The sequence below is a fragment of the Pseudomonas sp. SDO5532_S415 genome (genome assembly GCF_054071155.1).
Window position 1 is genome coordinate 76,753 of the sequence record NZ_JBSVWS010000005.1, and the last position, 23,189, is coordinate 99,941.

At 61.3% G+C, this 23,189-nt stretch carries 20 protein-coding genes and 1 riboswitch; of the genes, 14 read left to right on the forward strand and 6 right to left on the reverse strand.

The features are described 5' to 3' along the window. Positions 1-89 precede the first annotated feature (89 nt). Positions 90-1,514, forward strand: coding sequence for a bifunctional D-glycero-beta-D-manno-heptose-7-phosphate kinase/D-glycero-beta-D-manno-heptose 1-phosphate adenylyltransferase HldE (gene hldE, locus ACW9HW_RS03565; protein ID WP_095192169.1), 1,425 nt, complete (start codon positions 90-92; stop codon positions 1,512-1,514). Between the two features lie 160 nt (positions 1,515-1,674). On the opposite strand, the gene ACW9HW_RS03570 is transcribed toward hldE, so the two are convergent. The 4 genes from ACW9HW_RS03570 to ACW9HW_RS03585 all read right to left on the reverse strand — a co-directional run bounded on the left by ACW9HW_RS03570 (position 1,675) and on the right by ACW9HW_RS03585 (position 5,165). Further along, complete coding sequence (locus tag ACW9HW_RS03570) at positions 1,675-2,640, reverse strand: metal ABC transporter ATPase (protein ID WP_095192168.1); 966 nt, start codon at positions 2,638-2,640, stop codon at positions 1,675-1,677. A gap of 33 nt (positions 2,641-2,673) precedes the next feature. Beyond that, complete coding sequence (locus ACW9HW_RS03575; protein WP_095192167.1) at positions 2,674-3,486, reverse strand: aldo/keto reductase; 813 nt, start codon at positions 3,484-3,486, stop codon at positions 2,674-2,676. Further along, positions 3,483-4,658 (reverse strand): NAD(P)/FAD-dependent oxidoreductase, encoded by a 1,176-nt coding sequence (locus ACW9HW_RS03580; RefSeq protein ID WP_457398414.1) that lies wholly within the window; start codon positions 4,656-4,658, stop codon positions 3,483-3,485. Before ACW9HW_RS03580 ends, ACW9HW_RS03575 begins: the two co-directional genes overlap by 4 nt. Positions 4,659-4,832: 174 nt before the next feature. Beyond that, the gene (locus ACW9HW_RS03585) at positions 4,833-5,165 is read right to left on the reverse strand and encodes a DMT family transporter (protein WP_095192165.1); all 333 of its coding nucleotides are present in this window, start codon (positions 5,163-5,165) and stop codon (positions 4,833-4,835) included. A 103-nt stretch (positions 5,166-5,268) separates the two neighbouring features. Here ACW9HW_RS03585 and ACW9HW_RS03590 point away from each other — a divergent pair, with 103 nt between their 5' ends. Together ACW9HW_RS03590 and waaA are read left to right on the forward strand one after the other, a co-directional pair. Continuing rightward, complete coding sequence (locus ACW9HW_RS03590; protein ID WP_457398418.1) at positions 5,269-6,189, forward strand: LysR family transcriptional regulator; 921 nt, start codon at positions 5,269-5,271, stop codon at positions 6,187-6,189. Then, entirely contained in the window at positions 6,182-7,456 is a 1,275-nt protein-coding gene (gene waaA / locus ACW9HW_RS03595) for a lipid IV(A) 3-deoxy-D-manno-octulosonic acid transferase (RefSeq protein ID WP_457398421.1), read from the forward strand. The genes ACW9HW_RS03590 and waaA overlap by 8 nt, the downstream gene beginning before the upstream one ends. 41 nt (positions 7,457-7,497) lie before the next feature. On the opposite strand, the gene ACW9HW_RS03600 is transcribed toward waaA, so the two are convergent. Then, positions 7,498-8,931: a TolC family outer membrane protein gene (locus ACW9HW_RS03600; RefSeq protein ID WP_095192162.1), complete on the reverse strand. Its 1,434-nt coding sequence runs from the start codon at positions 8,929-8,931 to the stop codon at positions 7,498-7,500. Positions 8,932-9,123: 192 nt separating this feature from the next. Next, positions 9,124-9,229: riboswitch (TPP riboswitch) on the forward strand. Between the two features lie 162 nt (positions 9,230-9,391). On the opposite strand from ACW9HW_RS03600, the gene thiC reads away from it, so the two are divergent. Together thiC and cytX are read left to right on the forward strand one after the other, a co-directional pair. Continuing rightward, positions 9,392-11,281 carry a phosphomethylpyrimidine synthase ThiC gene (thiC, locus tag ACW9HW_RS03605; RefSeq protein WP_457398424.1) on the forward strand — a complete coding sequence of 630 codons (1,890 nt, stop codon included), beginning with the start codon at positions 9,392-9,394 and terminating at the stop codon, positions 11,279-11,281. A 103-nt stretch (positions 11,282-11,384) separates the two neighbouring features. Further along, the gene (gene cytX, locus ACW9HW_RS03610) at positions 11,385-12,677 is read left to right on the forward strand and encodes a putative hydroxymethylpyrimidine transporter CytX (RefSeq protein WP_457398426.1); all 1,293 of its coding nucleotides are present in this window, start codon (positions 11,385-11,387) and stop codon (positions 12,675-12,677) included. Here the strand turns inward: cytX and ACW9HW_RS03615 are convergent. Next, positions 12,646-13,392, reverse strand: coding sequence for an RsiV family protein (locus ACW9HW_RS03615; RefSeq protein ID WP_095192159.1), 747 nt, complete (start codon positions 13,390-13,392; stop codon positions 12,646-12,648). The two genes, cytX and ACW9HW_RS03615, sit on opposite strands and share 32 nt — an antisense overlap. Before the next feature lie 213 nt (positions 13,393-13,605). On the opposite strand from ACW9HW_RS03615, the gene ACW9HW_RS03620 reads away from it, so the two are divergent. From ACW9HW_RS03620 to ACW9HW_RS03660, 9 genes are all read left to right on the forward strand, one after another. Further along, a complete protein-coding gene (locus ACW9HW_RS03620; RefSeq protein ID WP_095192158.1) occupies positions 13,606-14,223 on the forward strand; it encodes an NUDIX domain-containing protein in 618 nt (205 codons plus the stop codon). Then, positions 14,214-14,666, forward strand: coding sequence for a DUF1249 domain-containing protein (locus tag ACW9HW_RS03625; protein WP_008063540.1), 453 nt, complete (start codon positions 14,214-14,216; stop codon positions 14,664-14,666). Before ACW9HW_RS03620 ends, ACW9HW_RS03625 begins: the two co-directional genes overlap by 10 nt. 104 nt (positions 14,667-14,770) lie before the next feature. Next, positions 14,771-15,586: a 3',5'-cyclic-AMP phosphodiesterase gene (cpdA, locus tag ACW9HW_RS03630; protein ID WP_457398430.1), complete on the forward strand. Its 816-nt coding sequence runs from the start codon at positions 14,771-14,773 to the stop codon at positions 15,584-15,586. Positions 15,587-15,765: 179 nt separating this feature from the next. Then, positions 15,766-16,374 carry a YqiA/YcfP family alpha/beta fold hydrolase gene (locus tag ACW9HW_RS03635; protein ID WP_095192156.1) on the forward strand — a complete coding sequence of 203 codons (609 nt, stop codon included), beginning with the start codon at positions 15,766-15,768 and terminating at the stop codon, positions 16,372-16,374. A gap of 76 nt (positions 16,375-16,450) precedes the next feature. Continuing rightward, positions 16,451-18,355, forward strand: a complete 1,905-nt coding sequence (parE, locus tag ACW9HW_RS03640; protein ID WP_095192155.1) for a DNA topoisomerase IV subunit B — start codon at positions 16,451-16,453, stop codon at positions 18,353-18,355. Then, on the forward strand, positions 18,355-19,344 hold the full coding sequence (locus ACW9HW_RS03645) for an esterase-like activity of phytase family protein (RefSeq protein WP_095192154.1): 990 nt from the start codon (positions 18,355-18,357) through the stop codon (positions 19,342-19,344). Before parE ends, ACW9HW_RS03645 begins: the two co-directional genes overlap by 1 nt. Continuing rightward, positions 19,341-19,865, forward strand: coding sequence for a retropepsin-like aspartic protease family protein (locus tag ACW9HW_RS03650; protein ID WP_095192153.1), 525 nt, complete (start codon positions 19,341-19,343; stop codon positions 19,863-19,865). The genes ACW9HW_RS03645 and ACW9HW_RS03650 overlap by 4 nt, the downstream gene beginning before the upstream one ends. A 7-nt stretch (positions 19,866-19,872) precedes the next feature. After that, positions 19,873-22,140, forward strand: coding sequence for a DNA topoisomerase IV subunit A (gene parC / locus ACW9HW_RS03655; RefSeq protein ID WP_457398434.1), 2,268 nt, complete (start codon positions 19,873-19,875; stop codon positions 22,138-22,140). A 176-nt stretch (positions 22,141-22,316) separates the two neighbouring features. Next, entirely contained in the window at positions 22,317-23,030 is a 714-nt protein-coding gene (locus ACW9HW_RS03660) for a PqiC family protein (RefSeq protein ID WP_095192151.1), read from the forward strand. Positions 23,031-23,189 lie beyond the last annotated feature (159 nt).

Genomic DNA, 23,189 nt, shown 5'->3' on the forward strand with positions numbered 1-23,189 from the left:
CTGTTTTATCCCGTTGCAGCCATCGCACAAGCGGGTGCCTGCCCTGTGTTAATATCGCGCCCCTGTTCATTTTGTATGTGGGTTGCTCCATGAAGTTGTCCATGCCGCGATTCGATCAAGCCCCTGTCTTGGTGGTCGGCGATGTCATGCTCGACCGTTACTGGCATGGTGGTACCTCACGGATTTCCCCTGAGGCGCCGGTACCGGTAGTCAAGGTCGATCACATCGAGGACCGCCCGGGCGGTGCCGCCAACGTTGCGTTGAACATTGCCGCCCTCGGCGCCCCAGCCTCGCTGGTTGGCGTGACCGGCGACGATGAAGCCGCCGACAGTCTGGCCAATAGCCTCAAGGGTGCCGGTGTGCGGGCGCTCTTTCAGCGCGTTGCGCACCAGCCGACCATCGTCAAGCTGCGGGTCATGAGTCGTCACCAGCAACTGCTGCGTATTGACTTTGAAGAGCCGTTCGCCACCGACGCGCTCGAACTGGCGGCGCAAGTCGACGAGTTGCTCGAAGGCATCAAGGTGCTGGTGCTGTCCGACTACGGCAAAGGCGCGCTGAAAAATCACCAGGTCTTGATCCAGGCCGCCCGTGCCCGAGGTATTCCGGTACTGGCCGATCCCAAGGGCAAGGATTTCTCGATCTACCGCGGTGCGAGCCTGATTACGCCGAACCTCAGCGAATTCGAAACCATCGTCGGTGGTTGTGCCGATGAGCACGAATTGGTGAGCAAGGGCGCGCAGTTGATGCACGACCTGGAGCTTGGGGCCTTGCTGGTGACCCGTGGCGAACACGGCATGACCCTGTTGCGCCCGGATCATCCGGCGCTGCACCTGCCGGCCCGCGCCCGTGAAGTGTTCGACGTGACCGGTGCCGGCGACACGGTGATTTCTACCCTGGCGGCGGCGATTGCCGCAGGCGAGGAGCTGCCTCACGCGGTCGGCCTGGCCAACCTGGCGGCGGGCATCGTGGTCGGCAAACTCGGTACGGCGGCCATCAGCGCGCCGGAGTTGCGTCGTGCCATTCAGCGTGAAGAAGGTTCGGAGCGCGGCGTGCTGGGTCTCGAACAACTGCTGCTGGCTGTCGACGATGCCCGTGCGCACAACGAGAAGATTGTCTTCACCAACGGCTGCTTCGACATCCTGCACGCCGGTCACGTGACATACCTTGAGCAGGCGCGGGCGCAAGGCGATCGTCTGATCGTCGCGGTCAATGACGATGCGTCGGTCAGCCGCCTGAAAGGGCCGGGTCGGCCGATCAACAGTGTCGACCGGCGCATGGCCGTGCTGGCCGGTCTGGGCGCGGTGGACTGGGTGATCAGCTTCCCGGAAGGCACCCCGGAAAACCTGCTGCGCGAGGTCAAGCCGGACGTGCTGGTCAAGGGCGGGGACTACGGGATCGATCAAGTCGTCGGCGCAGACATCGTGACCGCTTACGGCGGGACGGTGAAAGTGCTGGGTTTGGTGGAAAACAGCTCAACGACCGCGATCGTCGAGAAGATCCGCAAGTCCGAATAGTGTGTGGTCAATGTGGCGAGGGAGCTTGCTCCCGTTCGGCTGCGAAGCAGTCGTAGATCCATTGCATGCGGTGTGCCTGGCACATCGCGGTTGCAAGTTTCAGGGCCGCTTCGCAGCCCCACGGGAGCAAGCTCCCTCGCCACAACAGCGTCCTACCTGCTTATCGTGCCGCCTTGCGCGGCACAATCTTCTTCAGCAGCTGTTTCGCCTTTCCGCGTAACAGCGCCAGACCTGAATCCTTCCCCGGCGGGGTCAAACCCTGCTGCCTGACCCAATCCTTCCAGCGAATCCGCTCATCCTTGACCAGCCAGCCTTCTTGTCGGGCAAAGCTTTCGGCCAGGTACAAGCCGCGCGTACTTGCCGGGTGCAGTTGATCCTTTTTCAAGGTGTAGAGCTCGGCCAGAGGGTGGCCGTCCTGCAAGGGCATCAGGTATAGATCGGGGCGCTTGCGATCCAGTCGGGCCACCAATTGATCGCCCTCCAAACGTTCGTCGACATGGAACAGACTCAAGGATTTGGCTTCCTTGGGTACGTCCAGGCGCAGATCATAGATAAGTTGCAGTGACGCCGTCGGCAGGTGCACATAGGCCCGTGGTCGTTCGATCAGCGGCAGTTTGGCGCACCGCACCGGTCGTGCCGAGCCGGACAGTGATGTCAGGCGAAACGGCATGGCTTCGCGGTAATGCAGGGCTGAAGAGTAGGGCGCCGGTAGCCAGGTATCGTGGAAGCGCCCGCCGAGCCAGCCTTCCGGGGTTTCCAGCAGGCATTCCTCGGCAATCTCCTGGATCGCGGTGTGCAGCGGCAGATTCAGTTCATGTGCCGGTACATAACCGGAAATCAGCTTTAGCACCACGTCGCCACGGTCCTGCCGACGTTGCCTCACTAACACCCAGTAGTCGCGATTCTGCCAATGCAGCGTCAGGCGCACTGAAACCCCGAGGTTGGCCAGTTCGAGGGCAAACCGCTCGGTGTCCCCGACCGTTACGGGGCGGCGACGCTGGAGGATCTGGGAGAAATTGAGCGGTCTCCCGACGCTCTGATAACTCAGGCCTTCGGGAGTCGCTTCGACGAATAACGGCAGGGTCTTGAAGTTGCTCGGGTTCTTTCTTATGAGCGTACGCGGCATGTCGGCTCCTGCTTAAGGCCGCGTGGGGCGGCATCAGTTGCTACGTAGGACCTGGGCAACGGTCGCGACGTTGTGGGCGAGGTGCAGCGGATTGATGGTCCCGACAATAGCACTGGCAACACCCGGATGTTCGAACAACAGCTCGAAACTCGCGCGCACCGGATCCACCCCCGGGCTCAGGCACACGTGACCGCTGGCGAGGGCTTTTTTCACCAGAATGGCCTTGCCGTGAGCAGCAGCATAGTCAATGACGGGCTTTTCGGTCTGTTCGTTCAGATTGTAGGTGACCATCGCGCAATCACCTTGCTCCAGAGCCTTCAAACCGCCTTCGACGGTTTTACCGGAAAAACCGAAGCCGCGGATCTTGCCTTCGGCCTTGAGCGCGGCGAGGGTGGCATAGACTTCGCAATCGTCGAGGATCGCCAGATCGTTGCCATCGGAGTGCACCAGCACCAGATCGATGAAATCTGTCTCCAGGCGTTGCAGGCTACGCTCCACTGAAAATCGGGTATGCGCGGCCGTGAAATCGTGGCGAGACTGACCGTCGGCGAATTCTTCGCCGACCTTGCTGACAATCACCCAATCCTGGCGCTGTCCCCGCAGCAGCGGGCCGAGGCGTTCTTCGCTGCGACCATAGGCCGGAGCGGTGTCGATCAGGTTAATGCCCAGGTCGCGCGTGAGTTTGAGCAGCATCCGCGCTTCGTCATCGTCAGGAATCTGGAATCCATTGGGGTACTTCACCCCTTGATCACGGCCGAGTTTGACCGTGCCCAGGCCCAAGGGTGATACCAGCAGGCCGGTGCTGCCAAGGGGGCGATGCAGGTCGTGCAGGGTCGGTTGGCTCATGGCAGCAGTTGCTCCCAGGCAGGCACACCCATCGGCGGCTTTGGCAGGGGCGGCAATTCGGATGTCGGGCCGGGTCGAATGCCATCACGCTCAAGGCTTGCGATCACCCGATCGGCAAAGTCCGGCGCCAGTGCCAGTTTGGTCGGCCAGCCCACCAGCAGTCGACCTTCCTCGGCCAGAAACGCATTGTCAGGGCGGGTCAGCCCCGTTTGCAGGGGCTCGGCACGATCCACGCGCAAGGTAGCCCATTGCACGGTGCTCAAGTCGATCCAGGGCAGCAACTGGCCGAGTTCTTTCTGGGCGGTGGCGATTTGTTCGGCGGGCTCACGGGCCACGCCGTCGGTTTCGGCGATATCGCCCCCCAGATACCAGACCCACTGGCCGTCGGCGGCCGGGTGGGTGGTCACGGTAATGCGTGGTTTGGTGCCGCCGCCCAGGCAGTGGGCGTACAGTGGTTTGAGGCTCGGGCCCTTGGCGATGATCATGTGCAAAGGCCTGCGTTGCATGGCCGGCTGACTCAGGCCCAAGGCCTCAAGCAGTGCCGCCGTCCCGGCGCCGGCGCTCAAGACGATGCGTTGCGCGCGGATCTCACGCTCGTCCACTTTAAGGCCGACGAGCACGCCGCCCTCCAGCAGCGGTTCGATTTTCTGACCGGCGAGCAAGCCATCACCCGCCAGGTCGGCCAGGCGCTGGACCAGGCTTGGCACGTCGATCACCAGTTCGGCCAGGCGATAAACCTTGCCCTTGAAACGCTTGTCCTGCAGGGCCGGTGGCAGTTGGTCGCCCTTGACCTGATCGACGCGACCGCGCACGGCTTTGCTGGCGAAGAAACTGGTGAGGTTGCCGGCGATCGTGCCGGGGGACCAAAGGTAATGGGCTTCGGACAACAGGCGCACGCCGGACAGGTCCAGCTCGCCGTCCCCGGCCAGTGCCTCACGCCAGCGACGCGGCATATCGGCGATGGCTTCAGAGGCACCGGTCAGGGCGCCATGCAGGGCGTATTTGGCGCCGCCATGGATGATGCCCTGGGACTTCATGCTCTGCCCGCCGCCGAGGCTGGCGCTTTCCACCAGTACGGTCGAAAAACCCTGGCGGCGCAGGCGCGCATTCAGCCAGAGGCCGGCGACACCAGCGCCGACAATCAGAACGTCGGTGGAAATAACGGATGGCATGCAGCGACCTCAGTGTTCAAGACGAGGGCGCAGTATACAGACTCGAAGATTGGAGGGCTGCTGCACCTGTGGGAGCGAGCCTGCTCGCGAAGGGGCGTGTCAGTTGATATTTATACTGCTGACACACCGCTTTCGCGAGCAGGCTCGCTCCCACAAGGGAGGGTGGCTCGGGTTTTAATGCCCGGCTGTTTTGGAGAAGAGCTGGATGACCACGACGCCCAATACGATGAGCGCCATCCCCATCATCGCCGGCACATCCAGCTTCTGCCCGTAGATAAACAGCGCCGCGACGCTGACCATCACGATGCCCATGCCGGCCCACACCGCATAAGCCACGCCCACCGGCACACTGCGCACCACCAGGGTCAGCATCCAGAAGGCAATGCCGTAACCGACGATGACCAACAGCAGTGGCAGCGGGGTGCTGAAGCCCTTGACCGCTTTCATTGAAACAGTGGCAATCACTTCGGCGCAGATGGCTATGGCCAGGTAGTAGTAAGCGGTCATGGGTCAATCCTCGTGTGAAGTGCTGCTTTCTAAGGTCGGCATTTTAGAGGCTCTTCAGATGCGGTAAAGTCATTACCTATCTGCTATTAAGATGGGCTGATCCATGAACATGCAATGGAATCTGGAGCAGTTGCGCCTGTTTGTCAGCGTGGCCGAGCAACGGTCGTTTTCCGCCGTGGCACGGGAGCAGCGCAAGGCGCAATCGGCGGTCAGCAGTGCGATCGCGTTGCTGGAGGAAGACCTGGGCGTGAGCCTGTTCGACCGCAGCAGCGGCCGTCAGCCGAAACTCACCGAGGCCGGCAATGCCTTGCTGGACGAGGCGCGGGAAGTGCTGCGCCAGTGCGAGCGCCTCAATGGCCGGGCATTGGCGATGATGCGCGGGCAGGAGGCCCGCCTGCGTCTGGCCCAGGATGAGGCGATGCCTTATCAACCGATCATCGAAAGCTTCGAGGCGCTGGCCGAGCGCTTTCCCAGTCTTGAAGTGCAATTGACCAGCGCCGCCCAGGGCGAGGTCGCACGCAAGCTGGTGGAGCGCCGCGCCGATCTGGGCTTGCTGTTTTTTCATGATCAGATTCCCGAAGCACTGGAGCGGCGCGTGCTCGGCAGTGTGGAAATGGTCACCGTCTGTGGTGTTGATCATCCGTTGGCCAGGCAGGCACAAGTCGATTGCCAGCAACTGGCACAACATCGTCAATTGCTGATGTCGACCCAGTCCAGCGTTTACCCCGGCAGCGAACCGGCCAGCCCGCAAGTCTGGCGTGCGGACAGTTTCTACGTGATGGCTGAATGGCTGGTGCGCGGCCTCGGTTGGGCCTGGCTGCCGCGCCATGTGGTGCAGTACCCGACCTATCACGGGCAGATGGTCGAACTGAGCAGCGAATGGACCCCGCCAGCCTTGGTGGTGGAACTGGTCTGGCGTCGCGATGAACCACTTGGCCCGGCGGCGCGCTGGCTGGCGGAACGATTTGCCGTGCACTTGCAGGCGATCGGCGAAAAAACCGATAAACTCCGCCGCCATGAATAGAACTCTCTACACCGCGTTGTTTTACCTGGGGCTGCCATTGGTGGCGATTCGGCTGTGGCTGCGGGCGCGCAAGGCGCCGGCCTATGCCAAACGCATTGGCGAGCGTTTTTCCTACGGGATACCGACGATGAAACCGGGCGGTCTCTGGGTGCACGCAGTGTCCGTGGGCGAAAGCATTGCCGCCGCGCCGATGATTCGCGCCTTGCTGCAACGTTATCCACAGCTGCCGATCACCGTGACCTGCATGACGCCTACCGGCTCCGAGCGTATCCAGGCGTTGTTCGCTAATGAACCGCGCATCCAGCACTGCTACCTGCCTTATGACTTGCCGTGCGCGGCGAAACGCTTCCTCGATCAGGTGCGGCCGAAACTGGCGGTGATTATGGAAACCGAGCTCTGGCCCAACCACATCCATCAATGTGCCCAGCGTGGAATTCCCGTGGCCCTGGCCAATGCCCGATTGTCCGAGCGCTCGGCCAAAGGCTACGGTCGCTTCAGTAAGCTGACCGGGCCGATGCTCGCCGAGATGAGTTTGTTCGCGGTGCAGACAGAAGCAGAGGCCCAACGTTTTCGTGCGTTGGGCGCGCGGGCTGAAACCGTCGAAGTCACCGGTTCGATCAAGTTCGATCTGACCATCGACCCGAAGCTGTTGCAGCGTGCCGCCGAGTTGCGCGGGCAATGGCAGGCGCAGGAGCGCCCGGTATGGATCGCCGCCAGTACGCACGACGGCGAAGACGAAGTGGTGTTGGCCGCCCATCGCCAGTTGCTGGCGAGCCATCCCGATACCTTGCTGATTCTGGTGCCGCGTCATCCAGAACGCTTCAATCCGGTGTTCGAATTGTGCCGTCAACAGGGGTTTGCCACGGTCCGGCGCTCCAGTGGCGAGCCAGTCACCGCCAACACTTCGGTGCTGCTGGGCGACACCATGGGCGAACTGCTATTTCTCTATGCCTTGGCCGACAGCGCGTTCGTCGGCGGCAGCCTGGTGCCCAACGGTGGGCATAACCTGCTGGAACCGGCGGCACTGGCCAAACCGGTGCTCAGTGGTCCGCATCTGTTCAACTTCCTCGAAATCGCCGCGCAGTTGCGCAGCGCCGGGGCGTTGCAGGAAGTGGAAGATGCCGACGGATTGGCCCTGGCGGTGCAGCGTCTGTTCGAGCTGCCACGGGATGCGCAGCGTATGGCGGAGGCGGGCTTGAGGGTGATGCGCACCAATCAGGGCGCGTTGCAGCGGTTGCTGGATGGGTTAGGGCGGTTGATCGACTGACTGTGGCGCGGGAGCAAGCTCCCTCACCACAGTGTTTGCTTTTAAGGCCGGGCTTTGAGTTGTTCGGCTGCTGCCTTGGCCAGATCCGGTGGCAGGAAGTCCTTGTCCGGGTTGTAGTCAGGCTTGAGCCAGCGCGCCAGATCCTGCAAGTCCCCCGGGTTCAACGTGCCGGCCTGTTGTTTCAAGCGCAAGTTGTCGAGGATGTAGTCGTAGCGGGTGTTGTTGTAGTCACGCACGGAGTTGTACAGCGAACGCTGCGCATCCAGCACGTCGACGATGTTTCGTGTTCCCACCTGATAACCGATTTCGGTCGCTTCCACCGCACTCTGGTTGGAGATGATCGACTGTTTGCGCGCCTGCACCTGCTCGACATCGGTGTTCACCGCACGATGCAGGTCGCGGGTGTTCTCCACGATTTGCCGGCGCAGGGATTCGCGTTGCTGCTCGGTCTGGTCCAGCTGGGCGTACGACTGCCGTACCTGGGAATTGATCAGGCCGCCGCTGTAGATCGGAATGTTCAGTTGCAGTCCGATCGACGATTGTTCGACGTCACCCTTGTACGGCACGCCGAAGGCGCTAGGGTTGCTGAAACCCAGCGCATCGTTGTCGCCCTTCTCGTACCTGGCCACGGCATCGACGGTCGGCGCATGACCGGCCTTGCGCTGTTTGAGGGTTTGTTCGGCGGCGCTGACCGCGTAGTTGCTGGCCAGCAAATTAAGGTTCTGTCTGGCCGCTGTTTCAACCCAGGCCTTGGCGTCATTCGGTGCCGGCGGCAGGATCGGCAGATTGTGGCTGATGCCCTGGATCGAGTTGTACCGTCGATTGGTCAGGGTGACCAGGGCTTCGAAGGCATCATCCACCTGGCGCTGCGCGACGATGCGGTTGGCCCGGGCGGTGTCATAGCTGGCTTGTGAGTTCAGTACGTCGGTCTTGTCCGAGAGACCGACATCGAAGCGCTCGTTGGATTGATCGAGCTGGCGCTTGAATGCCGCTTCTTCGGCCTTGGTCGAAGCCAGGTTGTCCTGGCTGCGCAGCACGTTGAAGTAGCTGTCGGCAGTTTGCAGGATCAGGTTTTGCTCGGTCGCCGAGAGTTGCAGGGCGGCCTGTTCGTTCACATCCTTGGCCGCCTGGAACTGGAACCAGCGGTCGGCACGGAACAGCGGCTGCGCCAGGGTGGCCTGGTAGGAATGAGCATTGCGGTTGGCGGTGGCCGAAGGCTGATCGATCGAGGTGCGAACGCTGGAAACATCGGCGCCACCCGAGAGATTGGGCAGCAGCCCGGCACGGGCCTGAGGCACAACTTCTTTTTGCGCGCCATATTGGGCAATGGCGGCGGCGAGGTCGGCGTTGTTGTCGACCGCTTCCTGATAGACGCTGACCAGGTCGGTTTTGGTCGATAAGGGCGCTTCTGCTGCCCAGGCCATTCCATTGGACGCACAAGACACGGCAACGGCCAGTGAGAGTTTGCGCAGCATGAGGCGATCCCTGAAAATTACACTGATAATTTGAGCGCCAAGGCTACGGCGCGGCACCTGCAGCGTCAATGCGCAGCTGGGCCGTTGCGAGTGTAGTAGCGCACTCGCCTCGCAACAATCCTGTAATTGCGCCATTCATCATGGTGTTTGCAGCGGTGTTGGCGTTCTTGATCAGTTGTGTCTAGACTGGCCACGTTCTTGTCGGGGTGCCTTGCTATGAGGCTGAGATCGAATAATTTCGGATCCCGTTGAACCTGATCAGGTTAGCGCCTGCGTAGGGAACAAGATTTCTCGTCACCCGGCGAGTCCTCTTGTGCTTCGTCCGGGATGTTGTTCGACAATCGAACACCCCTCGAGCACTGAGCACAGCACAGCTGGTTACCCAGCTCACGTGCGTCCATTCGTTACAGGTTCGCTCCGACAAAATTCCACTGCCTGGATGCTGTCTGGAGAGCCCGTGATGACCATAAAAGCAAAAATCGCCACCAACCTGAGTGACTCGGCCAAGGTCGATCAGCAGTCGGTTCAGCCGTTTACCCGCTCGCAAAAAATCTATGTTCAGGGCACCCGTCCCGACATCCGCGTGCCGATGCGTGAAATCAGCCTCGACGTGACGCCGACCGACTTCGGCGGTGAAGTCAACGCACCGGTGGTGGTGTACGACACCTCTGGCCCGTACACCGACCCCAACGTGATTATCGACGTGCGCAAAGGCCTGGCCGACGTGCGCTCGCCGTGGATCGAAGCCCGTGGCGACACCGAACGCCTGAGCGGCCTGAGCTCGAACTTCGGCCAGGAGCGCCTCGCCGATCCGGAGCTGACCAAGCTGCGTTTCGCTCACGTCAACAACCCGCGCCGCGCCAAGCCCGGGGCCAACGTCAGCCAGATGCATTACGCGCGCAAAGGCATCATTACCGCCGAGATGGAATACGTCGCCATCCGCGAAAACATGAAGCTGGAAGTGGCCCGCGCCGCCGGCCTGCTGGATCAGCAACACGCCGGTCACAGTTTCGGCGCCAGCGTGCCGAAAATCATTACACCCGAATTCGTCCGTGACGAGATCGCCCGCGGTCGCGCGATCATTCCGGCCAACATCAACCACACCGAACTGGAACCGATGATCATCGGCCGTAACTTCCTGGTGAAGATCAACGGCAACATCGGCAACAGCGCCCTGGGCTCGTCCATCGAAGAAGAAGTGGCGAAACTGACCTGGGGTATCCGTTGGGGTTCGGACACGGTCATGGACCTGTCTACCGGCAAGCATATTCACGAAACCCGCGAGTGGATCATCCGCAACTCGCCGGTGCCGATCGGCACCGTACCGATCTACCAGGCCCTGGAAAAAGTCGGCGGCGTGGCCGAAGACCTGACCTGGGAGCTGTTCCGCGACACGCTGATCGAGCAGGCCGAGCAGGGCGTCGACTACTTCACCATCCACGCCGGCGTGTTGCTGCGCTACGTGCCGATGACTGCCAAGCGCGTAACCGGCATCGTTTCCCGTGGCGGTTCGATCATGGCCAAGTGGTGCCTGGCGCACCACAAAGAGAACTTCCTCTACACCCATTTCGAAGACATCTGCGAAATCATGAAGGCCTACGACGTCAGCTTCTCGCTGGGCGATGGCCTGCGTCCGGGCTCGATTGCCGACGCCAACGACGAAGCGCAGTTCGGCGAACTGGAAACCCTCGGTGAACTGACCAAGATCGCCTGGAAGCACGACGTGCAATGCATGATCGAAGGCCCGGGCCACGTGCCGATGCAGTTGATCAAAGAGAACATGGACAAGCAGCTCGAGTGCTGCGACGAGGCGCCGTTCTACACCCTAGGCCCGCTGACCACCGACATTGCGCCGGGCTACGACCACATCACCTCCGGCATCGGCGCGGCGATGATCGGCTGGTTCGGTTGCGCCATGCTCTGCTACGTAACGCCCAAGGAGCACCTGGGTCTGCCGAACAAGGATGACGTGAAGACCGGGATCATCACCTACAAGATCGCCGCGCATGCCGCCGATCTGGCGAAGGGCCATCCGGGCGCGCAGATCCGCGACAATGCCCTGAGCAAGGCGCGTTTCGAATTCCGTTGGGAAGACCAGTTCAACCTGGGCCTTGATCCGGACACCGCTCGTTCGTATCACGATGAAACCCTGCCGAAGGATTCGGCCAAGGTCGCGCACTTCTGCTCCATGTGCGGGCCGAAATTCTGCTCGATGAAAATCACCCAGGAAGTCCGTGAATACGCGGCCAACCAACGGATCGAAGCGGTCGACGTGGACGTCGCCCAGGGCATGGCCGAACAGGCCGAGCGCTTCAAGCAGGAAGGCAGTCAGCTTTACAAAAAGGTTTAAGCGGCAAGCGGCAAGCTGCAAGTTAGAAGCACGCGTAACGCCTGCTTTTTCTTGCAGCTTGAAGCTTGCGGCTTGTGGCTATCATCTCTATGAGTCAACCCCCTTGAGCATTCAACCCAGCACTTATTCCCCCGATATCGCGGTGCCGATCGACAAGCGAGTCTTCGGTGGGCGCGATCTGTTTTCCCTGTGGTTCTCCCTCGGCATCGGCCTGATGGTCCTGCAGACTGGCGCCTTGCTTGCGCCTGGCCTGGGGCTGTCGGGCTCGTTGCTGGCGATTTTCCTCGGCACGCTGGTCGGCGTTCTGCTGCTGGCCTCGGTCGGCGTGATCGGCAGTGACACCGGCCTGTCGTCGATGGCTGCGCTCAAGCTCAGCCTGGGTGCCAAGGGCGCGAGCCTGCCGGCGGTGCTGAACCTGCTGCAGCTGATCGGCTGGGGCTCATTCGAAATCATCGTCATGCGCGATGCCGCCAGCCTGCTGGGCGCACGTGCCTTCAGCGAAGGCAGCCTGATGTCCAGCCCGGTGCTGTGGACGCTGTTCTTCGGTGCATTGGCGACCTTGCTGGCCGTCAGCGGTCCGTTGACCTTCGTGCGGCAGATCCTGCGCAAGTGGGGCATCTGGCTGCTGTTGGCCGCGTGCATCTGGCTGACCTGGAATCTGTTCGCCAAGGCAGACCTGGCGGCGTTGTGGGCGCAGGCCGGTGACGGTTCGATGCCGTTCGCCGTGGGCTTTGACATCGCCATTGCCATGCCGCTGTCGTGGCTGCCGCTGATTGCCGACTACTCGCGTTTCGGCAAACGGGCGAAAAACGTCTTCGGTGGCACCGCCATCGGTTTCTTTATCGGTAATTTCTGGCTGATGAGCCTGGGCGTGGCCTACACCCTGGCGTTTGCGCCGAGCGGTGAAGTCAATGCCTTGCTGTTGGCGTTGGCCGGTGCCGGCCTGGGAATTCCGCTGCTGCTGATTCTGCTGGATGAATCGGAAAACGCCTTTGCCGATATTCACTCGGCTGCGGTGTCCAGCGGGATTCTGTTGCGCTTGAAGGTCGAACACCTGGCGCTGGCTATCGGTGTGGTCTGCACCTTGATCGCCTTGCTGGCGCCTTTGGCCCAGTACCAGAACTTCCTGTTGTTGATCGGTTCGGTGTTCGCGCCGCTGTTCGGCGTCGTGCTGGTGGATCACTTCATCCTGCGCAAACGCAGTGGCCAAGTGGCGTCAGCCGCGTTGCGCTGGCCGGCACTGCTCGCCTGGCTGGGCGGGATCAGTACCTATCATCTGCTGGCCAATCTGTATCCGGATGTCGGTGCAACCCTGCCGGCGCTGATCCTGGCAGGGCTGCTGCAGCTTGTGCTGGGTCGTGCCTTCAGTTACGGCCGGGAAACAGCTCGGGCTTGATGATGCCGTTCAGGCGAGGGTAGGGGATCTTCAGCTCGACATGGCCCAGCGCGTAAGGCGCGATGCTGCTGGTTTCGTACTTGAGGATCACCCCGCCATAGGTCAGCGCCACGTTCTGGGTTTTCTGGAATGGCCAGCTCTTCACGAACTCCGGTTCCTGATCGAGCTTGGTGCTGATCAGCCAGCTGTTGTGCGCCACCTGCGCCGCTTTCCAGAAGGCATCTTCCTGCCCCGGCACCAGCATGTCCGACAGCGTCAGCACTTTATGCTGCTGGCGTGAATAGTTGATGAAACCTCGACCCGGCGTGCCATGGGCGCCGCCGGTGTCCAGGTAGCTGGACAATTCGATGATCACCAAGCCGTCATGCTGCTCGCGTACTTTCGCTTGCAGATAACTGCTGTTGCGCGGTCCGGCGGTGCGCAAAAACTGATCGCGATACGCCGCCAGCGTCGGCGCAACCGGGGCGTCGGGCGAGGTGCGGGTCATTTGCAGCAGGCGTTTCTCGATGATGCCGTCCAGTTGTGGCTCATCAGGGAATCGCAGCGTGTCGATATTCACCAGTGGGCAGTCCTGGTCCTTGCAACCCGGTTTCAGCTGTTCGCTGGCATCGCGGGTGGTTTCCAGCGGCACTCGATAGTTGGGCTGGAACAGGCTCTGGCAGGCACCCAGGGTGAGGGCGATAGCGGCCATGGAGGCGATTTTAAAAAGCGACATGGGTGTCCTTCATAAAACAGGGAAAGGCAAAAAGTTACCCGCTTCGACTCTCAACGGAGCAGTCAGTTCGCCACTAAGCTAATTAGAGTGGGTTTCGCCCTCACCGTCTATCCCGCTGACGGGAAAGGGGCTGCATCAAACGTCGCGGGCGCGTTAGGATGGCGCGAAGTCGAGGCAGGAGCCTCGTGTGGGATGTGAAACAAGAGGATTGTCATGACTGATTTTGCCAACGCCATTCCGACCGCCGTCGATATCGTTCGGCGCGAAAAGTGCTTCGAGGGCTTCTACAAGCTCGATCGCGTGCACTTGCGTCACGAATTGTTCGCCGGCGGCATGAGTCGTGAAATCCATCGTGAATTGTTTGTCCGTCACGATGCCGTGTGCATGCTGCCTTACGATCCACAGCGCGACGAAGTGGTGCTGATCGAGCAGTTTCGCGTCGGCGCCATGGGCAAGACCGCCAACCCATGGCTGATCGAACTGGTCGCCGGTCTGATCGACAAGGATGAACAACCGGAAGAAGTTGCTCACCGCGAAGCGCAGGAGGAAGCTGGGCTTGTGATCGGGGCGCTGTGGCCGATGACCAAGTATTTTCCATCGCCGGGCGGCAGCAACGAGTTCGTGCATTTGTACCTGGGGCGCTGCGACAGTAACGGGGTCGGCGGGCTGCATGGGCTGGAGGAAGAAGCAGAAGATATCCGCGTAACGGTGTGGGCCTTTGAAGATGCCCTGCAAGCCGTACGCGACGGACGTATTGCCAACGCGGCCAGCATCATTGCCTTGCAGTGGCTGGCTTTGAATCGCGTTGAAGTGAGGGGGTTATGGTCGTAAACAAGCTGCGCGATCGCTATCGGGTGGATCTGGTGGGGCTGCAAGCATCCTGCGAGGCGAACTACGCGCGCCTGATGCGATTGCTGCCGGACATGCGCAGCGAGCCGGCGGCGCGGCGCATTGCCGTGACCCATGGCGACCAGATGCTCGGCGTGCTGGCGCTGGAAGTGCTGCAAGTTTGCCCGTACACCACTACCCTGCAAGTTCGCCAGGAACACAGTTTGCCATGGCTGCCTGTGCCACAGCTGGAAGTTCAGGTCTACCACGACGCCTGCATGGCCGAAGTGGTCAGCGCCGAGCACGCGCGACGCTTTCGCGGCATCTATCCTTACCCGAACGCCTCGATGCACCAGCCCGACGAGAAGGCCCAGTTGAACATGTTTCTGGGCGAGTGGCTGAGCCATTGCCTGGCGTTGGGGCATGAGTACGAAGTCGTCCGTTAACGTTCTTGTGAACTGCGTCAGGTTCACGGATTCCCCTTTTCGATCTTCCCCCAGCATAATTGCGCCATTCCTTCATTCCCGTGATCATGCCCTGGGAGAACGCCTTGCCGAGCGTATCCACATTGACCACCGCCGATCCGGCGTTGCTGGTGCAACTTTCCGACAGCCATCTGTTTGCCGAGGCGGACGGTACGTTGCTGGGCATGAACACCCGCGATAGCCTGCAAAAGGTCATCGAGCTGGTGCGCGCGCAGCAACCCCGCATCGATCTGATCCTGGCTACCGGGGATCTGTCCCAGGACGGCAGGCTGGAGTCCTATCAGCAGTTTCGCGACTTGACCCGACAGCTCGATGCACCGTCGCGCTGGATTCCCGGTAATCACGACGAGCCGCGGATCATGGCTGAGGCCGCAGTGCAAAGCGCTTTGCTGGAACCGGTAGTGGATATCGGAAATTGGCGGGTCACGCTGCTCGATTCGGCGGTGCCGGGCTCGGTGCCGGGCTATTTGCAGGACGAACAATTGCAGTTGCTGGCCCGCTCGTTGAGTGAAGCGCCGCAGCGACATCATCTGGTGTGTTTCCATCACCATCCGGTTTCGATCGGTTGTGCCTGGATGGAGCCGATAGGGCTGCGCAATCCCGAAGCGTTGTTTGCGGTGCTGGATCGTTTTCCACAGGTGCGCGCGGTGTTGTGGGGGCATGTGCATCAGGAAATCGATCAATTGCGTAACGACGTGCGTCTGATCGCTTCGCCGTCGACCTGCATCCAGTTCGAACCGGGCAGCGAGGATTTCAAGGTCGGCGAGCAGGCGCCGGGGTATCGCTGGCTGCGGTTGTTGCCGGACGGGCGGCTGGAAACCGGGGTGGAGCGGGTCGTCGGGTTCGATTTCACGGTGGATTATGGTTCTAACGGCTACTGAAAGACCGAGTCGCGGCCTTCGCGAGCAGGCTCGCTCCCACAGGGATTTGTGAACGACGTAGAACCTGTGTGGGAGCGAGCCTGCTCGCGAATGGTGCGGCTCGAATTGCGCATGTATCCCCGATTCCCCCGGCACCCTGTAAACTCCCTCCTTCTTTACCCGACGCACAGGGAGTCCAAATGTCCGGCTCGATCCTATATATCCACGGTTTCAACAGCGCGCCTGCCTCAAAAAAGGCCACTCAGTTGAGCGAAGTGATGGAGCGACTGGGCTTGAGCGATCATCTGCGCGTACCCGCCCTGCATCACCATCCCCGCAAGGCCATCGGCCAACTGGAGCAGGCGATTGCCGAGCTCGGTCGGCCATTGCTGGTCGGCAGCTCGCTCGGCGGCTACTATGCGACTCACCTGGCCGAGCGCCATGGCCTGAAAGCCTTGTTGATCAACCCTGCCGTCAGTCCGCACCGGATGTTCGACGGATTTCTGGGAACCCAGAAAAACCTGTATACCGATGAGGCCTGGGAACTGACCCACGACCATGTGACGGCCCTGGCCGAGCTGGAAGTGCCGGCGCCGCAGGATCCGCATCGCTATCAGGTGTGGTTGCAGACCGGGGACGAAACGCTGGACTATCGCCTCGCCCAGCAGTATTACCGGGCCTGCGCCTTGCGTATCCAGGCCGGCGGCGACCATGGTTTCCAGGGATTTGCCGCACAGCTGCCGGCGATGCTGAGTTTTGCCGGCATTGGCGCAGATGTGTATCAGGCGATTGATTTCACCGCACTCTGATTTCACGGCGACAGTGCCCTTTTTGTACTGAACCTTTTTTACTGAACAGCTTTTCACTGAAGGACGACGAGACCCCATGGCCACTCCCAGCGCTAGCTCTTATAACGCCGACGCCATCGAAGTCCTCTCGGGCCTCGACCCGGTGCGTAAACGCCCCGGCATGTACACCGACACCAGCCGGCCGAACCACCTCGCCCAGGAAGTCATCGACAACAGTGTCGACGAAGCCCTGGCCGGACATGCCAAATCGGTACAGGTCATCCTGCACGCCGATCACTCGCTGGAAGTCAGCGATGACGGCCGTGGCATGCCAGTGGATATTCACCCGGAAGAAGGCGTGTCGGGCGTCGAACTGATCCTCACCAAACTTCACGCGGGCGGCAAGTTTTCCAACAAGAACTACCAGTTCTCCGGCGGTCTGCACGGGGTGGGTATCTCGGTGGTCAACGCCTTGTCGACCGAAGTCCGGGTGCGCGTAAAGCGTGACGGCAACGAGTACCAGATGACCTTCGCCGATGGCTTCAAGGCCAGCGAACTGGAAATCGTCGGCACCGTCGGCAAGCGCAACACCGGCACCAGCGTGTTCTTCGCCCCGGATCCGAAATACTTCGACTCACCGAAGTTTTCCATCAGCCGCCTCAAGCACGTGCTCAAGGCCAAGGCTGTGTTGTGCCCTGGCCTGTTGGTCAGCTTCGAAGACAAAGGCACCGGCGAGAAGGTCGAGTGGCATTACGAAGACGGCCTGCGCTCCTACCTGGTGGACGCAGTCAGCGAGTTCGAACGCCTGCCGGACGAACCGTTCTGCGGCAGCCTGGCCGGTAACAAGGAAGCGGTGGACTGGGCCTTGCTGTGGCTGCCGGAAGGTGGCGACGCGGTGCAGGAAAGCTACGTCAACCTGATCCCGACCGCCCAGGGCGGCACCCATGTCAACGGTCTGCGTCAGGGTCTGCTCGACGCCATGCGCGAGTTCTGCGAATTCCGCAGCTTGTTGCCGCGCGGTGTGAAGCTGGCGCCGGAAGACGTCTGGGAGCGCGTCGCTTTCGTGCTGTCGATGAAGATGCAGGAACCGCAATTCTCCGGCCAGACCAAGGAACGTCTATCGTCCCGCGAGGCGGCGGCGTTCGTTTCCGGTGTGGTCAAGGACGCCTTCAGCCTGTGGCTCAACGCCCACCCGGAAACCGGCCTGCTGCTGGCCGAACTGGCGATCAACAACGCCGGTCGTCGTCTGAAGGCCAGCAAGAAAGTCGAGCGCAAGCGCATCACCCAAGGGCCGGCGTTGCCGGGCAAGCTCGCCGATTGCGCCGGGCAGGACCCGATGCGTTCCGAACTGTTCCTGGTGGAAGGTGATTCCGCCGGTGGTTCGGCCAAGCAAGCGCGGGATAAAGAGTTCCAGGCGATCCTGCCGTTGCGCGGCAAGATCCTCAACACCTGGGAAGTCGACGGCAGCGAAGTGCTGGCCAGCCAGGAAGTGCACAACATTGCCGTGGCCATCGGCGTCGATCCGGGCGCGGCGGACATGAGCCAACTGCGCTACGGCAAGATCTGCATCCTTGCCGACGCCGACTCCGACGGTCTGCACATTGCCACCTTGCTCTGTGCCTTGTTCGTCCAGCATTTCCGTGCACTGGTTGATGCCGGTCACGTGTATGTCGCAATGCCGCCGCTGTACCGCATCGACCTGGGCAAGGAGATCTATTACGCCCTGGACGAAGCCGAGCGCGACGGGATTCTCGATCGCCTGGTGGCCGAGAAGAAACGCGGCAAGCCACAGGTCACCCGATTCAAAGGCCTGGGTGAAATGAATCCGCCGCAGTTGCGTGAAACCACCATGGACCCGAACACCCGGCGGTTGGTGCAACTGACGCTGGATGATTTCGAGGCGACCTCGGAAATCATGGACATGCTGCTGGCGAAAAAACGCGCCGGCGACCGCAAGACCTGGCTGGAGTCCAAGGGCAACCTGGCCGAGGTTCTGGGCTGATGCGTCTGGGCTTTGCCCTGGCGTGTGCGTTGCTGCTGACCTCGATCACGGTGTCTGCCGAGCCGACACCGCAACTGCGCCTGTTGTCCGAGCATGCCATCGAAGGCATGCGCGGCGGCAACCTGTCCGGGCTGGCCCAGTGCGGCAACGAGTTGTGGACGGTGTCCGACCGTGACGATGACCAGATCTACCGTCTCCAAACCGGTGGCAACGTCTGGCAAGCTGAAGCGGTCGGCATCGGCATTCCTCCGGTGCCCGACAGCGGTTTGCCCTGGGGCTTGCGTTCTCGTGCCTGGGTGGCGTCGTTCGTGCGCGGTGGTGACCTGGATTTCGAAGGCATCACCTGCGACAGTGCGGGTAACCGTTACGTGGTCAGCGAATCCCACGGGGCCGTGCTGCAAGTTCCGCCAACGGGGCCGACGTCCTGGTTGAAGATTTCGCCGCTCATGGTTCGCGAAGCGCGGGCCAGTGGCATGCTGTTGCGCTTCAATGCGCTGTTCGAAGGCCTGGCGATCAATCCTGAAGGTGACCAGCTGTGGTTGGCCGCCGAACGTGACAGTCGCGGGTTGCTGCTGATCAAGCGCAAGCAAAGCGTCTGGGACTGCGATGGCGGCTGTGTGCTGCTGAGCGAGGCCGGAAAAGAAATGCAACCTGCACAGTTTCCCCGAGCCCGGGCAATGCCCCGGGATTTTGCCGATCTGTCGTTGTTCAACGGCAAGCTCTTTACCCTTGAGCGCAACGTGTTCGAGATTTGTCGCCGTGACGCGGTGACAGCGAAGGTCGAGCGCTGCTGGTCGTATGCCGACGAGGCTTTGCAGGAAAATCGCCGTTATCCGCAGGACTATGGCCTGGCGGAAGCGTTGGTCGTGGACGCCGAGGGCGCCTGGATTGGTATCGACAACAACACCGGAGCCCGCGCCGATGGCGAGGTCCGTCCGATCGTCTGGCGCTTTGCCGCACCTGACGGTGGCTGGAGCGCCAAGCCGTGAGTCAGCAAACGCCAGGAAAACGTGCCGGACGGGTATTGATGGTGCTGGCCTGGTGCGCAGCGCTGTTTCTGGCGACGCGTTTCTTTGGCCAATGGGAGCAGCGGCAGCAAAATCCCAACGCTGTGATCAGCTCGCAGCAGGGCGACGGCTTTGTCGAAGTGAAACTGCTCGGCAATGCCCAAGGGCATTTTGTCGCCAGCGGCCAGATCAACGGTCAGCCGGTGGACTTCATGCTCGACACCGGGGCGACCGATGTAGCGATTCCGGCAGAGCTGGCCAAGCGCTTGAAGCTCGAAGAAGGTTTCGGTGTGACCCTGAGCACGGCCAATGGCCTGAGCCAGGGCTATCGCACCCGTATCGAACGCCTGCAACTGGGCGACATCGTGTTGCGGGACGTCCGCGCACTGGTGGCGCCGGGCCTGCATGGCGATCAGGTGCTGCTCGGTATGAGCGCGCTGAACAAACTTGAATTTACCCAGCGCGGTGGCACCATGCTGCTGCGCCAGACAACGAACCGATGAGGCCCGCATGAGCGACATCCTTGCAGACAGCTTAGATGGCGTAGAACGCCGATCGCTGGCTGACTTCACCGAAAATGCCTACCTCAACTACTCCATGTACGTGATCATGGACCGTGCCTTGCCGCATATCGGCGACGGCCTGAAGCCCGTACAGCGGCGCATCATTTACGCCATGAGCGAGTTGGGGCTGGATGCCGACTCCAAGCACAAGAAATCGGCGCGTACCGTCGGTGACGTGCTCGGTAAATTCCATCCCCACGGCGACTCGGCGTGCTACGAAGCCATGGTGCTGATGGCCCAGCCGTTCAGCTACCGCTACACGCTGGTGGATGGCCAGGGCAACTGGGGTGCACCGGACGATCCCAAGTCCTTCGCTGCCATGCGATACACCGAGGCGCGGCTGTCGCGTTACTCCGAAGTGCTGCTCAGCGAGCTGGGCCAGGGCACCGCGGACTGGGGGCCGAATTTCGACGGCACGCTCGACGAGCCGCTGGTGTTGCCGGCACGCCTGCCGAACATCCTGCTCAATGGCACTACCGGCATCGCCGTGGGCATGGCCACCGACGTACCGCCGCACAACCTGCGCGAAGTCGCCAGCGCCTGCGTGCGTTTGCTCGATGAGCCCAAGGCCACGGTCGAACAGCTCTGCGAGCACATCCAGGGGCCGGACTACCCGACCGAAGCGGAAATCATCACGCCGCGCGCCGATTTGCTGAAAATCTACGAAACCGGTCGCGGTTCGGTGCGCATGCGCGCCGTGTATCACATCGAAGACGGCGACATCATTGTCACCGCGCTGCCGCATCAGGTCTCCGGCGCCAAGGTGCTGGAACAGATCGCCGCGATGATGCAGGCCAAACCGTCCAAGGCCCCGCAAATCGCGGACCTGCGTGACGAATCGGACCACGAAAACCCGTGCCGGATCGTGATCATTCCGGGTGCACGCAAGAACTTTGACCACGATGCGCTGATGCAACACCTGTTCGCCAGCACGGAGCTGGAGTCGAGCTACCGGGTCAACGTCAACATCATCGGCCTGGACGGCAAGCCGCAACTGAAAAACCTGCGGGCCTTGCTGGTCGAGTGGCTGGAATACCGCGTACAGACCGTGCGTCGCCGCCTGCAATTCCGCCTCGATAAAGTTGAGCGCCGCCTGCACCTGTTGGACGGTTTGCTGATTGCCTATCTCAACCTGGATGAAGTGATTCACATCATCCGCACCGAGGAGCACCCGCGGGCCAAGCTGATCGAGCGCTTCGCCCTGAGCGAAATCCAGGCCGATTACATCCTCGACACTCGGTTGCGTCAGTTGGCACGCCTGGAAGAGATGAAGCTGCGTGCCGAGCAAGACGAACTGCTCAAGGAACAAGCCAAGCTACAGGCCTTGCTCAGCAGTGAATCCAAGCTGAAGAAGCTGGTGCGCACCGAGTTGATCAAGGACGCCGAAACCTACGGCGACGACCGTCGCTCGCCAATCGTCGAGCGCGCTGAAGCCAAGGCCCTGACCGAGCACGATCTGCTGCCCAACGAGAAGGTCACCGTTGTGCTGTCCGAAAAAGGCTGGGTTCGCTCCGCCAAGGGCCATGAGATCGATGCCACGGGGCTTTCCTACAAGGCGGGGGATGGCTTCAAGGCCTTGGCGGCCGGGCGCTCCAACCAGTTTGCGGTGTTCATCGACTCCACCGGTCGCAGTTATTCGGTGGCGGCGCATACGCTGCCATCGGCCCGTGGCCAGGGCGAACCGCTGACCGGTCGTCTGACGCCACCGCCGGGGGCGAGCTTCGAATGCGTGCTGATGCCGGAAGATGATGCGTTGTACGTCATCGCGTCCGACGCCGGTTACGGTTTCGTGGTCAAGGGTGAAGACCTGCAGGCCAAGAATAAGGCGGGCAAGGCGCTGTTGAGCCTGCCGAACAATGCCAAGGTGATCCTGCCGCGTCCGGTGGCCGATCGTGAACAGAACTGGCTGGCTTCGGTGACCACCGAAGGTCGCTTGCTGATCTTCAAGATCAGCGATCTGCCACAATTAGGTAAGGGCAAAGGCAACAAGATCATCGGGATTTCCGGTGAGCGAGTGGCCAGTCGCGAAGAATATGTCACGGACATCGCCGTCATACCGGATGGCGCCACCTTGGTGCTTCAGGCCGGAAAACGTACCTTGTCACTGAAAGCGGACGACCTTGAGCACTACAAGGGTGAGCGTGGGCGTCGTGGTAACAAGTTGCCACGTGGCTTCCAGCGGGTAGATGCGCTGCTCGTCGAAAACCTCAATTAAGCGTCCTAGAGGCGTCGGTCCACGATTTAACGCGTAGATCGACGCTTTCGCGCTGGAGTCGGAACGCATATTCACGGATGATATGGCCTTTCAAGCGCCGGCGTGGCCGAGCGTTCTTCATATTTATTGAGTATTTTCACTGTGATCAGCCTTGTGGCGATCACCTGGATGGGACGATGACTGCTCTGCGCCTTCCTTTTATTTTGATGCTCGCTGGCGTTCTTGGCCTGGCGGGTTGCAGCGTTCACCAGCCGGTGTCGCTGTATCAACTGGACAGCGGAAGTCCGGTTCAGCCTGCGCAAAGCGCGGGCATGGCAGTATTGTTGGGCCCGGTAACCGTTGCTGACTACCTTCAGCGCGAAACCCTGTTGCAACGCCAGCCAGATGGCAGCCTGCAAGCCTCGGTCGACGGTCGTTGGGCCGGTAGCCTGTCTTCGGACATCGATCAGCTGTTGCTGCGTCAGGTCGCCGGTCACCTGGACAGCCAGCGCGTGGTGTTGGCGCCGGCAACCGTTGGCTTCACACCGGATGTTCAAGTGCTGCTGACCATCACTCGTCTGGATTCGGGTGAAAAACAACCGGCGATCCTCGATGCGCAATGGCGCCTGATCGACCGCCGTGGTCAGGTGCGCGACAACCGCATCATTCATCTGCAGGAACAACACGCCGGCACCACGGCCGCTCAGGTTCAGGCTCAGGGTGTGCTGTTGCAGAAACTCGCCGAACAGCTGTCGGTGGCGCTCAAGCCGCTGGCCAATCAACCGCCCATCGCCGAAGCTCCTAAAAAGCCGGCAGCCAAGCCTGTGGCGCCTGCGGCGGAAGCGGAAAAGCAGCCGAAGATTCCGATGGCTGCACCGATTCGTACGGATATGGAAGTGTTCCGCTTCTAAATCCACACCGGTTCAACACAAGGCCCGCATTGATGCGGGTCTTGTTGTTTCTGCAGACTGGAGACCCCTTGTGCCTGTCCCGGCCCCTTCGCGAGCAGGCTCGCTCCCACAGTGGGTTTTCAGTGATCACACCCTTTGTGGGCAGCCTGGATCAAATGT